Source organism: Mycolicibacterium fluoranthenivorans, assembly GCF_011758805.1.
Lineage (GTDB): Bacteria > Actinomycetota > Actinomycetes > Mycobacteriales > Mycobacteriaceae > Mycobacterium > Mycobacterium fluoranthenivorans.
Genome location: NZ_JAANOW010000001.1, coordinates 1788075 through 1805401 on the forward strand (window position 1 = coordinate 1788075; position 17327 = coordinate 1805401).

Below are 17327 nucleotides of genomic sequence, written 5' to 3' on the forward strand. Positions count from 1 at the left end.
TGGTCGGTTGTGTGGCTACATGCGGAAGGGTCGTCACAGTGTCTCTCCAAGACAAATCCAGCTGAACGGCACGGACAGGGCGCTGCTGGAGAGGCACAGGCATATTGATGATCGCACGGTTCCGAAGGTGTCCCATGCACCCGTGATGCGGTGCGGAGCCGATGCCGACTAAGTTGACGGTCATTCGTGCTTGATCCGGCGAGGGGAGGGGCCACACCGCGATGGTGACCAGGCTGTCGGCATCCGATGCGGCCTTCTACCACCGGGAGAACACCGCCACCCCGATGTACGTGGGGTCGTTGTCGATCGTGCGCAAACCGCGTGCCGGGCTGAGTTACGAATCGGTGTTGGAGACGGTGGAGCGGCGTTTGCCGCAGATCCCGCGCTATCGGCAGAAGGTCCGCGAGGTCAGTTACGGTCTGGGCCGGCCGGTGTGGGTCGACGACCGCGAGTTCGACATCACCTATCACATCCGGCGTTCGGCGCTCCCGTCGCCGGGCAGCGACGCGCAACTGCACGACCTGATCGCCCGGCTGGGTTCGCGGCCCTTGGACAAGACCCGTCCGCTGTGGGAGATGTACATCATCGAGGGGTTGACCCAGAACCGGATCGCGATCTACACCAAATCGCATCAGGCGCTGGTGAACGGGATGTCGGCGCTCGAGATCGGTCACGTGATCGCCGATCGCACCCCGAAAGCGCCGGAATTCGGCGAGGACATCTGGATCCCGGGCCGGGAGCCGAGCGATACCTGGCTGCTGCTGGGTGCGCTCGGCGAATGGATCACCCGCCCGACGGCCCAGCTGGCGTCGTTGCGCTCGACGGTGACCGAGGTGGCCACCAGTGCGAGCGCGCTCGTCGACGTTGGGCGCCGGGTGGCCGATGTGGCGCGCACGGTCGCCAGGGGCACCGCGCCCAGTAGCCCGCTCAACACCACGGTGTCGCGCAATCGGCGTTTCACGGTGGCGGGCCACCGGCTGGAGGATTACCGGTTGCTGCGGGCGCGGTACGACTGCGATGTCAACGATGTGGTGCTCGCGGTGGTCGCGGGTGCCCTGCGCAACTGGTTGTTGTCCCGCGGTGAGCCGGTCACGGCAACCTCGAGCGTGCGCGCGATGGCACCGAACTCCGTGTATCCCGATGCCGAGATCGATTCGACCGGGCCTGGGCAGGCGATCAGCGAAGTGTCCCCGTTCCTGGTGGACCTGCCGATCGGGGAGGGTAACGCGGTGGTCCGGCTGTCGCAGATCGCGCACGCCACCGAGTCACATTCGACCGCGGCCAGCCTGGTCGACGCGCGCACCATCGTGACGCTGTCCGGCTTCGCGCCGCCCACCCTGCACGCGATGGGTATCCGGGTCGCGACCAGTTTCTCCGCACGGCAGTTCAACCTGCTGATCACGAACGTGCCGGGTGCGCAGAAGCAGATGTACATCGCCGGCACCAAGCTCGTCGAGACCTACGCTGTGCCGCCGCTGCTGAACAATCAGGTGTTGGCCATCGGGGTGACGTCGTACAACGGCATGCTGTACTTCGGGATCAACGCCGACCGCGACGCGATGAGCGATGTGGACGTGTTTCCCACCCTGTTGAGAGAGTCCCTGGACGAGTTGTTGGAGGCCGCCCGTTGATGCGCGTGTATGTGCCGGCCACGTTGGCGATGTTGCAACAGTTGGTCGCCGAGCGGATGATCCACGCCCGCAGCGGCACGGCTTTCGCGGTCACCCCGACGCTGCGTGAGGCGTACGCCCACGGTGACGACGAGGAGCTGGCCGAGGTGGCCCTGGGCGAGGCGGCGCTGGCTTCGCTGCGATTGCTCGCCGGCGGTACCGGCGACCTTCCGCCGCGTCGTGTGGTGCTCGTCGCGGACGCCGCGGATGTGACCGCGCGACCTGATCTGGATGATGCGGTGGTGCGGCTGGCCGGTCCGATCGGCTACGACGACGTCGTCGCCGCGTACGTGGACAATGCCGCAGCGGAGGCGGCGGTGGTGGCAGCGGTGGAGGTCATCGACGCGGCAGACCTGGGCGATGAGGATGCCGAACTCACGGTCGGGGATGCCCAGGATCACGATCTGGCCTGGTACGCCCCCCAGGAGCTGCCGTTCCTGCTCGACCTGCTGTGACATTGTCGACGTAGTTTTCGGCAATAAGTTACCGGCTGGTACTAGATACGGAAGCGTAAGTTACGGTACCGTAGGTTGCGTGGCCAAGAACACTGTCAAGACCTCGGCCAATGTGGCTGACACGGTCCGTCCCGCGGTTCCCGGGGCGCCCCATTGGAAGACATTGCGCGCCATCGCCGGCCGGATCACCACGCCGCTGTTACCCGATGACTATCTGAAGCTGGCGAACCCGCTGTGGTCGGCCCGCGAATTGCGGGGCCGGGTGGTCGAGGTGCGTCGGGAGACGCCCGACTCGGCGACATTGGTGATCAAACCCGGATGGGGATTCACCTTCGACTACGAGCCCGGTCAGTACGTCGGCATCGGACTGCTGATGGACGGGCGGTGGCGGTGGCGGTCCTACTCCCTGACCTCGGCGCCGGTGCCGGGCCGGGGCAAGCGGACCATCAGCATCACCGTGAAGGCGATGCCCGAGGGGTTTCTGTCCACCCACCTGGTGGACGGCGTCACGCCGGGCACCATCGTGCGACTCGCCGCGCCGCAGGGCAATTTCGTGATGCCCGACCCGGCGCCGGCCCAGGTGCTTTTCCTCACCGCGGGCTCCGGTATCACCCCGGTGATATCGATGCTGCGGACGCTGGCCCGCCACGGCCAGATCACCGATATCGTGCACGTGCATTCGGCGCCGACCGAATCCGACGTGCTGTTCGCGGCCGAACTGGCCGAACTGCAGCGCGCGCACCCGAGCTACCGTCTGATCGTGCGGACCACCCGCACCCAGGGGCGGCTCGACCTGCTGCGACTGGCCGATGTGGTGCCCGACTGGCGTGATCGTCAGGTGTGGGCGTGCGGCCCTGAGGGCATGCTCGGCGACGCCGAGCGCATCTGGACCGCGGCCGGTGTGGGGGAGCGACTGCATCTTGAGCGGTTCGCGGTAACGCGGGCCGCTCCCCACGGCACCGGCGGGAAGATCACTTTCGAACGCAGCGGCAAAACCGTGCAAGCCGATGCGGCGACCTCCCTGATGGAGGCCGGCGAGGAGGTCGGTATCCGGATGCCGTTCGGCTGCCGGATGGGAATCTGTCAGTCCTGTGTCGTCGGGCTTGTCGAGGGCCATGTCCGGGACTTGCGGACAGGTGTGGAGCACGAGCCGGGAACCCGGGTGCAGACCTGTGTCTCGGCGGCATCCGGCGACTGCGTCGTCGACGTATAACTGTTAACCAAGAGCTAACCTACGGTAGCGTAGGTTACGCTAGAGTAGGAATTGCAAAGGAGGGTTGACCAGTGGCTATTACCGACGTACCTGCGTTCGCGCATCTGACTGACGCCGATATCGAAAGCCTCGCCGTCGAACTCGACGCGATCCGACAGGACATCGAGGACTCTCGCGGTGAGCGCGACTCGCGCTACATCCGCCGTACCATCGCCGCGCAGCGCGCCCTTGAGGTGAGCGCCCGGATCGTGCTGGCGGCCAGTTCGCGACGGTCGGCCTGGTGGGCCGGCACGACCGCACTCGGCGTGGCCAAGATCATCGAGAACATGGAGATCGGCCACAACGTCCTGCACGGTCAGTGGGATTGGATGAACGATCCCGAGATCCACTCCTCGTCGTGGGAGTGGGACATGAACGGTGCGTCCAAGCACTGGCGGTTCACGCACAACTTCATGCATCACAAGTACACGAACATCCTCGGCATGGACGACGATGTGGGCTACGGCCTGCTGCGCGTCACCCGCGACCAGCGCTGGAAGCCGTTCAACGCCTTCAATCTGCTCTACAACACGGTGCTGGCGATGCTGTTCGAGTGGGGCATCGGGCTGCAGCACCTGGAACTGGGCAAGATCGCCAAGGGCCGCGACGACCGCAAGGCGACCATGGTGCGCCTGCGTGAGGTCGGGGTGAAGATCGGGCATCAGCTGTTCAAGGACTATGTCGCCTTCCCGGCGCTCACCTCGCTGTCGCCCGCCGCGACCTTCAAGTCGACTGCGAAAGCCAACTTCTGGGCCAACGTGATTCGCAATGTGTGGGCCAACGCGGTGATCTTCTGCGGTCACTTCCCGGACGGGGCAGAGAAGTTCACCAAGACCGACATGGTCGGGGAGACCCGCGGCGAGTGGTATCTGCGGCAGATGCTTGGCAGCGCCAACTTCAAGAACGGTCCGGTGCTGCGCTTCATGAGTGGCAACCTGTGCCACCAGATCGAGCACCACCTGTATCCGGATCTGCCCAGCAACCGGCTCTACGAGGTGTCCCTTCGGGTGCAGGCGGTGTGTGACAAGTACGACCTGCCCTACACCACCGGGTCATTCCTGCTGCAGTACGCCAAGACATGGCGCACCATCGCGAAACTGTCGTTGCCGAACAAGTATCTGCGCGACACCGCGGACAATGCGCCGGAGACCCGCAGCGAGCGGATGTTCACGGAGCTGGAAGGTTTCGGGGTCGAGGACCCCGTCACGGGTAGGCGACGCGGACTCAAGACCGCCATCGCGACGGTTCGCGGCTGGCGTCAGGACAGGCGCGCCGCGTAGGACACGAGCACATGCAGACCCCGCCTCCCGGCAACGGAAGGCGGGGTTTGTGTTGTGCGCGAAAGATGTTCAGTATGCGGGCTCATTGAGCGTCGCCAGCAGCCGCCGCGCCGCGGCCACCCGTGCGGCGGCGGGACCGGTCAACTCGTCGAGCGCGCACTCCGGATCGGCAGGCGGCCCCATGTGCCCGCACCCGCGCGGACAGTCCTGCACCGCCTCGGCCAGATCGGAGAAGGCCTGCACCACGTCATCGGGCGCGATGTGGGCAAGGCCGAACGAGCGGATACCCGGGGTGTCGATCACCCAGCCGGATCCGCGCAGCGGTAGCGCGATCGACTGCGTCGAGGTGTGCCTGCCCTTGCCGACACCGGTCACCGACCCGGTGGCTCGGTCCGCGTCGGGCACAAGACGATTCACCAGAGTCGACTTGCCGACCCCGGAATGTCCCAGCAACACGGTCACGTGACCTTGCAGCATGGGCGCCACCACATCGAGCGGATCCTCGCGCCCGGCCGTCAACACGATCAGGTCGAGATCGACGAACTGCGCCGCGAAGGGCTCCGGCGGCGCAAGATCCGATTTGGTGAGGCAGAGGATCGGCGTCAGCCCACCCGCATACGCGGCGATCAGGGCCCGTTCCACGAAGCCGGTCCGTGGCGGCGGATCGGCCAGTGCCACCACGATGAGCAGCTGGTCGGCGTTGGCGACCACCACGCGCTCGGTGGGATCGGTGTCATCGGCGGTGCGGCGCAACACCGTTCGCCGATCCTTGCGGCGAACGATCCGGGCCAGCGTGTCGGTGCGCCCGGACAGGTCGCCGACGATGTCCACCTCGTCGCCGACGACGATCGGGGTGCGGCCCAGCTCGCGGGCCCGCATCGCGGTCACGTGCCGGTCCGGGTCACCGTCCAGGGCGCACCCCCATCGCCCGCGGTCGACGGTGACGACCATCGCTTCGGCGGCGTCGGCATGGTCGGGGCGGTTCTTGGTGCGCGGCCGCGAGCCCTTGCCCGGGCGCACCCGGACATCGGACTCGTCATAGTCGGCCGCCTTCACGATCCGGCTATCCCTGATCGTCCAGCAGCATGTCGGTCCACATCCCGGGAAAGTCCGGCAGCGTCTTGGCGGTGGTCCCGATGTCCTCCACCGTCACGTCGGGTACGCGCAACCCGATGATCGCCCCGGCGGTGGCCATCCGGTGGTCGGCATAGGAATGCCAGGTTCCGCCGTGCAGCGCGGTGGCGGTGATCACCAAACCGTCCGGCGTTTCGACGCAGTCACCACCCAGGCCGTTGATCTCGGCGCTCAAGGCGGCCAGCCGGTCGGTCTCGTGTCCGCGCAGGTGGGCGATTCCACGCAGCGTGGACACCGAACCGGGGCGGGCCAGAGCGGCCAGCGCAGCCATGGACGGGGCGAGTTCACCGACATCGTGCAGGTCGACGTCGATACCGTCATAGGACGATGCGCCCTGCACCTCCAGATACGAATCCTTTTGCACCGCTTCCACACCCAGGAGCGCCAGCAAGCCCAGAATGACCTCGGCGGGCTGGATGCTGACGGCCGGCCAGCGATTGATCCGCACCGTCCCGCCGGTGACGGCCGCAGCGGCCAGGAAGGGCACCGAGTTGGACAGGTCGGGCTCGATGTCCCAGTGCCGCGCGGCGATCGGGCCGGGCTCGACCCGCCAGCGGTTGCGCTGCGAATCGTCCACGGTCACACCGGCGTCGCGCAGCATGGACACCGTCATGTCGATATGCGGAGCCGACGGCACCGACTCGCCGGTGTGCACCACGGTGAGGCCGTCGCGGAAAGTGGCGCCCGCCAGCAGCAGACCCGACACGAACTGCGACGACCCGGAGGCGTCGATGTACACCTCGCCGCCGTCGGCCCCGCCCTGCCCGCGCACCTCGAACGGCAGTCCGTCGCCGTCGATCCGCACCCCGACGCCACGTAACCCGTCCAGCAGCGGGGCAATGGGCCGGGCACGGGCCTGCTCGTCCCCGTCGAAGGTGACGGTCTGGGTGCTCAGGGCGGCCACCGCGGGAACGAACCGCAGCACCGTGCCGGCCAGTCCGCAGTCGATCCGGGTTCCCGGCGTGGGGGCGATGGTCCCGCTGACCGTCAGCTCGGTGTCGCCGAGGATGGTCAGCCCCAGCGCCTGTAGGGCGCCGATCATCAGGTCGGTGTCCCGACTGCGCAGCGCGCCGCTCACGGTCGAGGTGCGCCGTTCTTCCCCGTCGCTTCGCTCGCCCCGGCACGTCGCCAGCGCGGCCAGGATCAGCGCCCGGTTGGTCAGCGACTTGGACCCGGGCACGGTCACGGTGGCGTTCACGGGTTCCGATGTCGACGGTGCCGGCCAGTCAGTCACGACCTCTATCCTGCCTGGTATGTGTGGGCGATTTGCGGTGACCACCGACCCGGCGCTGCTGGCCGAGAAAATCAAGGCTCTCGATGAGACGGCTGAGACCGCCAAAGATGCTGGTCCCAATTACAACGTGGCGCCCACCACGACCGTGAGCACGGTGGTCAAACGGCATGACCAACCCGACGACGAATCCACCCGACGCCTGCGGTCGATGCGGTGGGGACTGGTCCCACCCTGGGCGAAGTCCAATGCCGACGGCAGCCCCGACACCAAGGGGCCGCTGCTGATCAATGCCCGCGCCGAGACGCTCACGACCTCACCTGCGTTTCGCGGGCCGGCGAAAAGCAAGCGCTGTCTGGTGCCGATGGACGGCTGGTACGAGTGGAAACCCAATCCCGCGGCGGACGGCAAGAAGGCGACCAAGACACCGTTCTACATGTACGCCGGTGACGGTGAACCGCTGTTCATGGCGGGGTTGTGGTCCACCTGGCGGCCGAAAGACGCGGCGAAGGACAGCACCCCGCTGCTGAGCTGCACCATCATCACCACCGACGCGGCCGCCCAGTTGTCCGATATCCACGATCGGATGCCCTTGACCATCAGCGAGGCCGACTGGGACCGCTGGCTGGACCCCGATGCGCCCATCGACGAGGGACTGCTGCGCGGGCACGGGGATCTGGACCGCATCGAGATCCGCGAGGTGTCTCGGCTGGTGAACAGCGTCCGTAACAACGGCCCTGAGCTCATCGAGGCCGTCGAACCCGAACCCGGCCTCTTTTGAGAAAGGCGGCCCTGTGACCCCCGACCTGGTCGATGCTCTCGGTGCAGACCTGCGCGCGGCCGGCTACACCGTCGACGGCGTCGCCGACCTGCTGGGCGCCGACGCGCACGCCGCACTCGGCAGGGGCGTGTGGTGGCCCGCATTGCGTGCCTGCGACGCGGCCGGTGGGCCGCTGGCCACGTTGGTGCGGCTGTTCCTGCTCGGTGCGCAGGAGACCCCTGAGCGGGTCGCGGCGGCGTTCCCCAGCGCTGGACTGGCGGCGCTGACGGCCGAGGGTGTCCTGCAGGACACCGGCGACACCGTCCGCGCGATCCTCGACATCCGGCCCCATTCCGACGGGGCTCGCGACTTTCTCGTGGTGTCCGATCAGGATGCCGCCGTGCGCAGCGGGCCCGTCCAGCCCGACCAGGTCCTCGGTATCGGCGGCGCCTCGATGTCCCTGGCCCGTGCCGTGGTGCGCACACCCGCGCGACGTGCACTCGATCTCGGCACCGGCTGCGGCATCCAGGCCCTGCACCTGGATGCGCACTGTACGGAGATCGTGGCGACCGATACCAATGAGCGGGCGTTGACGCTGGCCGCGGCTACTGCGCGTCTCAACGGCATGACGTGGGATCTGCGGCGCGGCAGCCTGTTCGAGCCGGTTTCGGGGGAGCGGTTCGACCTGATCGTGTCGAACCCGCCGTTCGTGGTGGGCGTCGGGTCTCAGGACTATATCTACCGCGACTCCGGCATGGCCGGAGATGCGTTGTGCCGCACCATCGTCGAACAGATCGGCGACCATCTGAATCCCGGCGGTACTGCCTTTGTCATGGCCAATTGGATTGTCCAGGGCGAGGATTGGCGTCCCCGCGTGCAGGGTTGGCTGGCCGGCACCGGACTGCATGCCTGGGTGGTGCAGCGCGAACTGGCCGACCCGGTCAGCTATGTCTCGCTGTGGCTGGCCGATGCCGGTGAGGAACCCGAGCAGGCCGCGGCGCGGGGTGGTGCGTGGCTGGACTGGTTCGCCGAACAGGGCGTCACCGGTATCGGCATGGGGCTGATCGCCTTGCGCGTGCCCCGTCCCGGGGAAGAGGCGGAACAGACGTGTGAGGAAATTCTCGACGAGCCGGTCACGGGAGCCGAAGTCGACGCCTTCTTCGCGCGCCGCGCCTACCTGCGCGACACCACCGATGCGGACCTGCTGGCGGCGAGATTGTCGACGGCGCCGGTGATTCTGGAGGAGCGGTCGCTGCCCGGTCCCGAAGGCTGGCAGCAGGTGAGTGCGGCGGTGCGCAGGCCCGGCGGGCCGGCCGCGGTGATCGGCGTCGACGACGTGTTGCGGGCCCTGCTGGCCGGATGCCGCGGCGAGGTGCCACTCGGCACGTTGCTGCAACTGCTGGCCACCCACCACGGTGTCGACGCCGACGCGCTGGCCGAAGCCGCGCTGCCCGAGATCCGCGAGGCCATCGGCCGCGGAATCCTCTACCAGGCAGGCTGAGTCAGCGTCGGACGGCGGTCACCACCGCATAGGGCGAATCGAAGGTCACCCCACCGGGTCCGGCGTGCGCGGAGAACGCCGAGGTGAACGCGTCCAGCAGCCGGGACCGCGTCCCGTCCTCGAGCTGACCCAGGATCGACAGGTGTATCGGCGATTCCCGGGTGAGGAACCGCATCGCCTGCTCGGTTGATTCGAATTGCCATGTGAGCACACCGGATTCGACGTGGATATCGGTGAAATCGCCGGCCAGTCGAGCCTCGGCGGTGCCCGGCTCACCCCACTGGTCGGGACCGTATGCGGCGGGTGGCGGCGGCCCGAGCACCTCCACGATCGGGTTGTAGAACGGGTTGTCGGCAGCGCGCACCCAGGTGGAGAAGCCGAGTACGCCGCCGGGGCGCAGCAACCGGGTCAGTTCGGCGACCATGGCGCCGGGTTCGACGAAGATGAGGCCCATATTCGACACGGCGGCATCGAATTCGGCAGCGGGCAGCCCGGTGGCGCTGGCGTCGGCGGCCACCCAGCGCACGGCGTCACCGCCGGGTTTCGCGGCGGCGATCGCCAACAGTTCGGGCGTGATGTCCACCCCGGTGACCTTCGCACCCGCGGCGGCGGCGGCCAGCGCCGCGCTGCCGGTCCCGCAGGCCACGTCGATCACGTCGGCACCGTGCAGTGGTCCCAGCGCTGCGACGATGCGCGCGGCGATCGGGGCGATGTGTTCGGCGACGGATTCATACCGTCCCGCGGACCAGGTCGTCACCGGGTCACCCTATGTCAGGATGACTCGGTGTCAGGCTTCTCCGTCACCGCGCCGCCGTTGCCGCGCCCGGTGTTCATCGGGCAGTTCTGGGGGGACCTGACGTTCCTGCACTGGCCCGTCGAACCGGACTCCGTCGCGCACCTGTACCCCGCCGGTACCCGTCCGGATGTGTTCGAGGACGGGCTGACCTACGTGGGTCTGGTGCCGTTCGTCATGACGTGCAGCGCACTCGGCGACCGGTTGCCGCTGCCGTACTTCGGCGCGTTCGCCGAGACCAACGTCCGGCTGTACTCGGTCGACGACGCCGGCCGGCACGGTGTCTTGTTCCGGTCGTTGGAGACCGAGCGGCTCGCGGTCGTCGGGCTCACCCGGGCCGTGCTCGGCGTGCCCTACACCTGGGCCCAGATGCGAGTCACCCGGCACGACAACACGATTGCCTACGCCAGTGTCCGGCGCTGGCCGCGGCGGGGACTGCGCTCCCGGCTGGAGGTGCTGGTCGGGGATCCGGTGCAACCGACCCCGCTGGAGATCTGGCTGACCGCCCGCTGGGGTGCGCACACCCGTAAGGCCGGGCACACCTGGTGGGTGCCCAACGAACACCCGGCGTGGTCCCTGCACGCCGCCGAGGTCATCGGGCTCGACGACGATCTCGTGCCGGCGAGCGGTGTCACGGTGGCGGGGCCGCGGCTGCGGGCGCTGTACTCGGCGGGGGTGCGTGCCCGTTTCGGCCGGCCCAGTCTGGTCTGACACCCGCCCGGTCAGATACCCACCCGGTCGCTTCGCTCCCACCCGCCCGGTCTGACACCCACCGGTCAGCCGACCGGCCACCCGATCAGGTACGCGCCGACGCCGAGCAGGGCCGCGCCGACCAGTGTGCTGACCACCCCGCGGCGGGCGATCAGCAGGGCCACCGCGGCCGCCGCCAGAACGCCGAACTGCCAAGCATGTTCGGCGCCGAGTGCCAGCGGTACCGCGGACCCGGTGATCGCCCCGATCACCGCGGGCCCGGCACCGGCCAGGAACGCCTGCACATACCGGTTCGCGCGCAGTGCGTCGAAATGCCGACCGCCCGCGATGACCATCACGAACGACGGTCCGAAGGCGAACAGCGCGGCCAGGAGTGCGCCGCCCAGCCCCGCCGCGGCGTAGCCGACCACCGCGACGGTGTGCAGCACCGGCCCCGGGGTGAGCTGGCCCAGCGCCACGGCATTGAGGAACTCGGCATCGGTCATCCAGCGGTGCTGGTGCACGGCGTCGTCCTGCATCAGCGGGATGATGACGAACCCGCCGCCGTAGGACAGCGCACCGACCTTGAACGCCGTCCACAGCAGGGCCGGGATCCCGGCCAGTGCCGGGGCGGCGGCCAGCAGTACCGGCCAGGCATGTGCGGCGGCGCGCGACGGTCTGACCCGGGCTGTGATCTCCAGCAGGCCGGCCGCGATCAACACCAGTACCAGCCACGGACCGGTCAATGCGGCGGCGAGCGCCCCGGCGGCGAAGTAGCCGATCCAGCGGGCCCGGTTCCAGCGGCTCACGCCTGCGCGCTGCCAGCTCGACGGGATCAATCCGAAGGCCGCATGTACCGCGACCGCCGCCACCGCGGCACCCGCGCCGGCGGCGGCGCCGCGTGCCCAGCCGGGTGCGCCGCCGGACAGAAAGAACGCCGCGAGCGCGAGGATCACGAACAACCCGGGCAGGATGAACGCCAGACCGCCGACGATCGCCCCGCTGAACCCACGTAGCCGCCAGGCGGTGTAGATCGCCAGCTGTGTCGACGCGGGACCCGGCAGCAGGTTCATCGCGGCGATCGCGTCCTCGAACTCGTCTGCGTCCAGCCACCGGCGCCGCTGCACGCAGAGCTCCCTGAGCAGGGCGATATGGGCCGGTGGCCCACCGAAGCCCAGGCAACCGATTCGGCCCCACTGGCCGGCGATGGTCATCAGCGGCACCCGGGACTCGCCCACGTGTCGTTCCCTTCAGGTCATCGAGCGCGGACCAGTTCCACCGCCGACTCGGTCACCGGATCCACCGATGCCGCGAAGGCTTCGTCTTCGGCGTGCTTGTCCAGGAAGCTTTTCACGAACGGGCACAGCGGCACGACCCGCAGTCCCGATTCGACGGTGGCGGTCAGGGCAGCGCGAATCAGCGTGCTGGCCAGACCTTTACCGCCGAATTCGGCGCCGATCTCGGTGTGGAAGAAGATCCGCTGATTCTCGTGGTCGAGGTACTCGGCGAAGCCGGCGAGGTCACTGCCGTAGTACACCTCGAACCGGGACAGTGGCGGGGCGTTGACGACCGTGGGTTGCATGGATCAGGGCCCGACGTATCCCGGCGGATTCGGGGTGTCCACCCACAGGTCGACGCCGAGATCGGACCCGGGGATGCAGTCATAGACCGACAGGTCGGTGACCCCGGAATCCAGCAGCACGTCCTCGCACAGCAGGCTCTGGCCGGTGTATTCGCGGGCCGGTTTGGTGAAGATCGCGTAGGCCGCATCGGAATACACCTGCGGTGTGCGCGACCGGGCCATCGCCTCGTCGCCGCCCAGCAGGTTCTGCACCGCCGCGGTGGCCACCAACGTGCGCGGCCACAGCGTGTTGGACGCGATTCCCGCCTACCGTAGTTCCTCGGCGATTCCCAACGCGCACAGCGTCATACCGAACTTCGCCATCATGTACGCGGTCGGCTTGAGCCACTTCGATTCCAGCCGGATGGGCGGCGAAAGGGTGAGGATGTGCGGATTGGCGCGGCCTTTCATATGCGGGATACAGGCCTGGGACACCGCGTAGGTGCCGCGGATCTGGATTCCGTTCATCAGGTCGAAGCGCTTGAGCGGCACCTCTTCGATGGAGCCGAGGTTGATCGCCGAGGCGTTGTTCACGCACAGGTCGATACCGCCGAACTGTGCGACCGCTTGAGCTACCGCGGAGGCCACCGAGTCCCCGTCGCGGACATCGCCCACGATGGGCAGGGCCTGCCCGCCGGCCTGCTCGATCTCCTTGGCGGCCGTGTAGACGGTGCCCTCGAGTTTGGGATGCGGTTCGGCGGTCTTGGCGAGTAGGGCGATGTTGGCACCGTCGGCGGCGGCCCGTTTGGCGATCGCCAGCCCGATACCGCGGCTGGCGCCGGAGATGAACATGGTCTTCCCGGAGAGTGGCGCTTGCGTCATGGCTGAAACCTTATGCCGCCTATCCGGCGCTGATGTCGGCGATGACGGCCTTGGTCGCGGTGATCAGATCCTGAGGCGACAGCGCGACATCCCAGCCGCGCTTGCCCGCACTGCACAGCACCCGGTCCCAGCCGAGTGCGGAGGCATCGACGACGGTCGGCAGTGTCCGGCGCTGGCCCAGGGGAGAGATACCGCCCAGCACGTAGCCGGTGGAGCGTTCCGCCGCGGTTCGGTCCGCCATCGTGACCTTGGCGAGGCCGAGTGCGGCGGCCGCGGCCTTCAGCGACAGCTTCGAAGGCACGGGTAGCACCGCGACCGCCAGGTCACGACCCGACGCGACCACCAGAGTCTTGAAGATCTGCCCTGGTTGCAGACCATGCGCGGAGGCCAGTTGTGCGACAGCCTCCGCGCCGAACGACTCGGCTCGTGGGTCGTGGTCGTAGCGCAGGATCTCGTGCGGGAGGCCGGCGGTGATCAGGGCCGCGATCGCGGGAGTCGCTGCGTGTGCCACGGCGTCAGCCTAGGACCGAGTCCCAGCGCTGGGAATGACGGAGCCGGGTACCGGTGTTACTGCAGGTGCGACGGGGCGCAACGGCCACCGGCAGGAATTGTCGGCGGCAACCTTTAGGATCGTGGAAGGAGTTTTTCAGTGTCAACGGCATGCCTGGAACGCCCGGTGTACCTGCTGGAGCCGTTCGGTCGTGCCGCGACGGAAGGGATGGGTCCTGTCACGATGACCGATATAGACGAGGCGCCCGCCCCGACCGAAGAGACCGACGCCGAACTCACCGCCCGTTTCGAACGCGACGCGATCCCGCTGCTGGATCAGCTCTACGGTGGCGCGTTGCGGATGACGCGCAACCCCGCCGACGCCGAGGACCTGGTGCAGGAAACCATGGTCAAGGCCTACGCAGGGTTCCGGTCGTTCCGCGAGGGCACGAACTTGAAGGCGTGGCTCTACCGCATCCTGACCAACACCTACATCAACAACTACCGCAAGAAGCAGCGTCAGCCGGCGGAGTATCCGACCGACGAGATCACCGATTGGCAGCTGGCGGCGAACGCCGAGCACAGTTCCACGGGCTTGCGGTCGGCGGAGGTGGAAGCGCTGGAGGCCCTGCCGGACAGCGAGATCAAGGATGCCCTGCAAGCATTACCGGAGGAATTCCGCATGGCGGTCTACTACGCCGATGTCGAGGGATTCCCGTACAAGGAGATCGCGGAAATCATGGATACCCCGATCGGGACGGTGATGTCTCGACTGCACCGAGGCCGTAAACAGCTGCGCGACCTGCTGGCCGATGTGGCCCGCGAACGCGGATTCCTGCGTGGCGAGCGACTGGCCACCGAGGAGGTTTCGTCATGAGCGAGTACCCGCGGTCCGAGGAGCACACGTTCGTACCCCCGGTGGGTCCGGTCGATCCCGACCATCCCGAGTGTGCGGCGGTGATCGCCGAGGTGTGGACACTGCTCGACGGTGAATGCACCGCCGAGACGCGGGACAAGCTCCGTCATCACCTGGACGAGTGCCCGACCTGCCTGCGCCACTACGGCGTGGAGGAGCGGGTGAAGAAGCTGCTGTCCACCAAGTGCGGTGGCGAAAAGGCCCCTGACGGTCTCCGTGCGCGCCTGCGGTTGGAGATCAGCCGTACCACCATCATCCGGGGCTGAATTCGCCCCACAGACGAAACCGCCCGGACTCAGCGAGTCCGGGCGGTTTCGTTATGCGTGTGGGTCAGCGCACTGACTTCGAGCCTGCGTTCGGCCGCTTGCCGTGGTTGGCCTTGGTGTGCTTCCGATCGCGCTTCTTGCGGCCCCGCTTGGCCATGTTTCTACCTCCGTGTTTGTTGACGCTTACGTCCAGTGTCTCACGGCGCAGGTGGTGCTCCGTCCATCGGACGGTGTGGTTCGATAGAGCCCTCTAGTAAGTGTTCGCCGAAAGAGTGGGGTGAAGATGGCCGAGGACGTACGCGCCGAAATCGTGGCCAGTGTGCTCGAGGTCGTCGTGAAGAAGGGTGACCAGATCGGCGCCGGCGACACCGTGGTGCTGCTGGAGTCGATGAAGATGGAGATCCCGGTGCTCGCCGAGGTGGCGGGCACGGTCACCGAGGTCAGTGTCGCGGTCGGCGACGTCATCCAGGCCGGCGACCTCATCGCCGTGATCAGCTAGCACTGCCGGCCCATGTCGACTCTCGGCGACCTGCTTGCCGAGCACACCGTCCTGCCCGGCAACGCCGTCGACCACCTGCACGCGGTGGTCGGGGAGTGGCAGTTGCTCGCGGACCTGTCCTTCGCCGACTACTTGATGTGGGTACGCCGCGACGACGGAATGCTGGTGTGCGTGGCCCAGGTCCGGCCGAATACCGCTCCCACCGTGCTGCTGACCGATGCCGTCGGCACCACCCAGGACGGCCCGGCGATGCCGGTCGTCGTGGACGCCTTCAACTCCGGGACCATCGGCCGGGAAAGCGATGCCGGCGAAACGGACTCGCATGACGGCAATTGGCTGAACGTGGAAGCGGTCCCGGTCCGGCACCGCGATCAGGTCGTCGCCGTGCTCACGCATCAGACCGCGCTGGCCGATCGCCGTAAGGTCAGTCCGTTGGAGCGGGCTTACCTGGACTGCGCGCGTGACCTGCTGCGCATGCTCAACGAGGGCACCTTTCCCAACGTCGGTGACGCCGCGATGTCGCGCTCCAGCCCCCGGGTGGGTGACGGGTTCATCCGGTTGGACGTGAACGGGGATGTCACGTTCGCCAGCCCGAACGCGCTGTCGGCCTATCACCGGATGGGGTTGAACGCCGAGCTCGAAGGGCACAACCTGATCGCCATCACCCGCCCGCTCATGATGGACTCGTTCGAGGCCCAGGAACTCGCCAAGCACGTGCGGATCTCGGTGGCCGGCGGCGCCAGCACCCGGATGGAACTCGACGCCGGTGGCGCGGCGGTGCTGCTGCGCACCATCCCGCTGCTCACGGGCGGTGAGGCGGCCGGTGCGGCCGTGCTGATCCGCGACGTCACCGAGATCAAACGCCGGGACCGGGCGCTGCTGTCCAAGGACGCCACCATCCGCGAGATCCATCACCGGGTGAAGAACAACCTGCAGACGGTGGCCGCACTGCTGCGCTTGCAGGCTCGTCGCACCAACAATGCCGAAGGCCGCGAGGCGCTCAACGAATCGGTGCGCCGGGTGTCTTCCATCGCCCTGGTGCACGACGCGCTGTCGATGTCGGTGGACGAGGAGGTCAACCTCGACGAGGTGGTGGACCGCATCGTGCCGATCATGAACGATGTCGCGTCCGTCGACAGCCCCATCCGGATCACCCGGGAAGGCGACCTCGGCGTGCTGGACGCCGACCGGGCGACGGCCCTGATCATGGTGATCACCGAGCTCGTCCAGAACGCGCTGGAGCATGCGTTCGACGGTCAGGTGTATGGCGCGGTCACGATTCGCGCGGAGCGATCCGCGCGCTGGCTGGATGTCGTCGTGCACGACGACGGGCGGGGACTGCCGGAGGGCTTCAGCTTGGAGAAGTCAGATCGGCTGGGCCTGCAGATCGTTCGCACGTTGGTGTCGGCCGAACTGGACGGATCGCTGGGAATGCACGATGTCCCCACCGGTGGCACGGATGTGGTGTTGCGGGTACCGATCGGACGTCGCAGCAGATTCACATTGGACAGTAAGCTGTGACACAGATCATTGCTCAAAAAAGGTGTGGCTCCGCCGATTTCGGCGGAGCCACACCTTTTCGCGAGCGAAGCGTCAGACGCCGCTGCGGGCCTTGGTGCGAGCGTTGCGACGCTTGAGCGCGCGACGCTCGTCCTCGCTCATCCCGCCCCACACGCCGGCGTCCTGGCCCGACTCAAGTGCCCAGCTCAGGCACTCGGTGGTTACCGGACACCGGTTGCAGACGAGCTTCGCGTCGGCGATCTGAGCGATGGCCGGCCCACTGTTTCCCACGGGGAAGAACAGTTCCGGATCCTCGTCGCGACAGACCGCCTTGTGGCGCCAATCCATGAGTCCAACTCCTTATCGTTTGCGCGCGGCAGCGCGCTAATTTTGTTTTTCGGCTGTTGTTAACGCGTGCACACGAAATGTTTCTGCACTGTTGCATCCG

General features: G+C 67.6%; 19 protein-coding genes and 1 pseudogene. 11 read left to right on the forward strand and 9 right to left on the reverse strand.

Annotation, left to right across the window (positions count from 1 at the left end; genetic code table 11):
• The first annotated feature begins 221 nt into the window (after positions 1–221).
• From FHU31_RS08785 to FHU31_RS08800, 4 genes are all read left to right on the forward strand, one after another.
• Positions 222–1631 carry a WS/DGAT/MGAT family O-acyltransferase gene (locus FHU31_RS08785; RefSeq protein WP_167157515.1) on the forward strand — a complete coding sequence of 470 codons (1410 nt, stop codon included), beginning with the start codon at positions 222–224 and terminating at the stop codon, positions 1629–1631.
• Positions 1631–2125 (forward strand): DUF6912 family protein, encoded by a 495-nt coding sequence (locus tag FHU31_RS08790; protein ID WP_167157517.1) that lies wholly within the window; start codon positions 1631–1633, stop codon positions 2123–2125. Before FHU31_RS08785 ends, FHU31_RS08790 begins: the two co-directional genes overlap by 1 nt.
• A 79-nt stretch (positions 2126–2204) precedes the next feature.
• The gene (locus tag FHU31_RS08795; RefSeq protein WP_167157519.1) at positions 2205–3338 is read left to right on the forward strand and encodes a ferredoxin reductase; all 1134 of its coding nucleotides are present in this window, start codon (positions 2205–2207) and stop codon (positions 3336–3338) included.
• A 71-nt stretch (positions 3339–3409) separates the two neighbouring features.
• Positions 3410–4657 carry a fatty acid desaturase family protein gene (locus FHU31_RS08800; protein WP_167157520.1) on the forward strand — a complete coding sequence of 416 codons (1248 nt, stop codon included), beginning with the start codon at positions 3410–3412 and terminating at the stop codon, positions 4655–4657.
• Between the two features lie 69 nt (positions 4658–4726).
• Here the strand turns inward: FHU31_RS08800 and rsgA are convergent, their stop codons facing one another.
• On the reverse strand, positions 4727–5713 hold the full coding sequence (rsgA, locus tag FHU31_RS08805) for a ribosome small subunit-dependent GTPase A (RefSeq protein WP_167157522.1): 987 nt from the start codon (positions 5711–5713) through the stop codon (positions 4727–4729).
• A 7-nt stretch (positions 5714–5720) separates the two neighbouring features.
• Positions 5721–7025 carry a 3-phosphoshikimate 1-carboxyvinyltransferase gene (aroA, locus tag FHU31_RS08810; RefSeq protein WP_409371210.1) on the reverse strand — a complete coding sequence of 435 codons (1305 nt, stop codon included), beginning with the start codon at positions 7023–7025 and terminating at the stop codon, positions 5721–5723.
• Positions 7026–7044: 19 nt separating this feature from the next.
• Here aroA and FHU31_RS08815 point away from each other — a divergent pair, with 19 nt between their 5' ends.
• Both FHU31_RS08815 and FHU31_RS08820 read left to right on the forward strand, forming a co-directional pair.
• A complete protein-coding gene (locus FHU31_RS08815) occupies positions 7045–7803 on the forward strand; it encodes an SOS response-associated peptidase (RefSeq protein WP_167157525.1) in 759 nt (252 codons plus the stop codon).
• 13 nt (positions 7804–7816) lie between these two features.
• A complete protein-coding gene (locus tag FHU31_RS08820; RefSeq protein WP_167157527.1) occupies positions 7817–9283 on the forward strand; it encodes a DUF7782 domain-containing protein in 1467 nt (488 codons plus the stop codon).
• 1 nt (position 9284) lies between these two features.
• Here FHU31_RS08820 and FHU31_RS08825 read toward each other — a convergent pair whose 3' ends face one another.
• Positions 9285–10040, reverse strand: a complete 756-nt coding sequence (locus FHU31_RS08825) for a class I SAM-dependent methyltransferase (protein WP_167157529.1) — start codon at positions 10038–10040, stop codon at positions 9285–9287.
• 27 nt (positions 10041–10067) lie between these two features.
• On the opposite strand from FHU31_RS08825, the gene FHU31_RS08830 reads away from it, so the two are divergent.
• Positions 10068–10787 (forward strand): YqjF family protein, encoded by a 720-nt coding sequence (locus FHU31_RS08830; RefSeq protein WP_167157531.1) that lies wholly within the window; start codon positions 10068–10070, stop codon positions 10785–10787.
• A gap of 65 nt (positions 10788–10852) precedes the next feature.
• Here the strand turns inward: FHU31_RS08830 and chrA are convergent, their stop codons facing one another.
• From chrA to FHU31_RS08850, 4 genes and pseudogenes are all read right to left on the reverse strand, one after another.
• Entirely contained in the window at positions 10853–12004 is a 1152-nt protein-coding gene (gene chrA, locus FHU31_RS08835; protein ID WP_263987916.1) for a chromate efflux transporter, read from the reverse strand.
• Positions 12005–12021: 17 nt separating this feature from the next.
• A complete protein-coding gene (locus FHU31_RS08840; protein ID WP_167157533.1) occupies positions 12022–12348 on the reverse strand; it encodes a GNAT family N-acetyltransferase in 327 nt (108 codons plus the stop codon).
• Positions 12349–12351: 3 nt separating this feature from the next.
• Positions 12352–13209, reverse strand: a pseudogene (locus tag FHU31_RS08845) (SDR family oxidoreductase).
• A 19-nt stretch (positions 13210–13228) separates the two neighbouring features.
• Positions 13229–13720 carry a YbaK/EbsC family protein gene (locus FHU31_RS08850; RefSeq protein ID WP_167157535.1) on the reverse strand — a complete coding sequence of 164 codons (492 nt, stop codon included), beginning with the start codon at positions 13718–13720 and terminating at the stop codon, positions 13229–13231.
• 207 nt (positions 13721–13927) lie between these two features.
• Between FHU31_RS08850 and FHU31_RS08855 the strand changes: the two genes are divergently transcribed.
• Both FHU31_RS08855 and rsrA read left to right on the forward strand, forming a co-directional pair.
• Complete coding sequence (locus tag FHU31_RS08855) at positions 13928–14575, forward strand: sigma-70 family RNA polymerase sigma factor (protein WP_170847192.1); 648 nt, start codon at positions 13928–13930, stop codon at positions 14573–14575.
• Positions 14572–14880, forward strand: a complete 309-nt coding sequence (gene rsrA / locus FHU31_RS08860) for a mycothiol system anti-sigma-R factor (RefSeq protein WP_090355727.1) — start codon at positions 14572–14574, stop codon at positions 14878–14880. Before FHU31_RS08855 ends, rsrA begins: the two co-directional genes overlap by 4 nt.
• Before the next feature lie 64 nt (positions 14881–14944).
• Here the strand turns inward: rsrA and FHU31_RS32160 are convergent, their stop codons facing one another.
• Positions 14945–15037, reverse strand: a complete 93-nt coding sequence (locus tag FHU31_RS32160) for a 50S ribosomal protein bL37 (protein WP_090355725.1) — start codon at positions 15035–15037, stop codon at positions 14945–14947.
• 126 nt (positions 15038–15163) lie between these two features.
• On the opposite strand from FHU31_RS32160, the gene FHU31_RS08865 reads away from it, so the two are divergent.
• Entirely contained in the window at positions 15164–15379 is a 216-nt protein-coding gene (locus FHU31_RS08865) for a biotin/lipoyl-binding carrier protein (protein WP_090356248.1), read from the forward strand.
• A 12-nt stretch (positions 15380–15391) separates the two neighbouring features.
• Positions 15392–16900 (forward strand): two-component system sensor histidine kinase PdtaS, encoded by a 1509-nt coding sequence (locus tag FHU31_RS08870; protein WP_090355723.1) that lies wholly within the window; start codon positions 15392–15394, stop codon positions 16898–16900.
• A gap of 72 nt (positions 16901–16972) precedes the next feature.
• On the opposite strand, the gene whiB1 is transcribed toward FHU31_RS08870, so the two are convergent.
• Positions 16973–17227: a transcriptional regulator WhiB1 gene (gene whiB1, locus FHU31_RS08875; protein WP_036402183.1), complete on the reverse strand. Its 255-nt coding sequence runs from the start codon at positions 17225–17227 to the stop codon at positions 16973–16975.
• Between the last annotated feature and the right edge of the window lie 100 nt (positions 17228–17327).

Bases quoted from the DNA above. Each gene is read 5' to 3' on its own strand.
- FHU31_RS08785 (WP_167157515.1), top strand. From the start codon at position 222: ATGGTGACCAGGCTGTCGGCATCCGATGCGGCCTTCTACCACCGGGAG.
- FHU31_RS08790 (WP_167157517.1), top strand. From the start codon at position 1,631: ATGCGCGTGTATGTGCCGGCCACGTTGGCGATGTTGCAACAGTTGGTC.
- FHU31_RS08815 (WP_167157525.1), top strand. From the start codon at position 7,045: ATGTGTGGGCGATTTGCGGTGACCACCGACCCGGCGCTGCTGGCCGAG.
- FHU31_RS08840 (WP_167157533.1), bottom strand. From the start codon at position 12,348: ATGCAACCCACGGTCGTCAACGCCCCGCCACTGTCCCGGTTCGAGGTG.
- FHU31_RS08855 (WP_170847192.1), top strand. From the start codon at position 13,928: ATGGGTCCTGTCACGATGACCGATATAGACGAGGCGCCCGCCCCGACC.
- rsrA (WP_090355727.1), top strand. From the start codon at position 14,572: ATGAGCGAGTACCCGCGGTCCGAGGAGCACACGTTCGTACCCCCGGTG.
- FHU31_RS32160 (WP_090355725.1), bottom strand. From the start codon at position 15,037: ATGGCCAAGCGGGGCCGCAAGAAGCGCGATCGGAAGCACACCAAGGCC.
- FHU31_RS08865 (WP_090356248.1), top strand. From the start codon at position 15,164: ATGGCCGAGGACGTACGCGCCGAAATCGTGGCCAGTGTGCTCGAGGTC.
- FHU31_RS08870 (WP_090355723.1), top strand. From the start codon at position 15,392: ATGTCGACTCTCGGCGACCTGCTTGCCGAGCACACCGTCCTGCCCGGC.
- whiB1 (WP_036402183.1), bottom strand. From the start codon at position 17,227: ATGGATTGGCGCCACAAGGCGGTCTGTCGCGACGAGGATCCGGAACTG.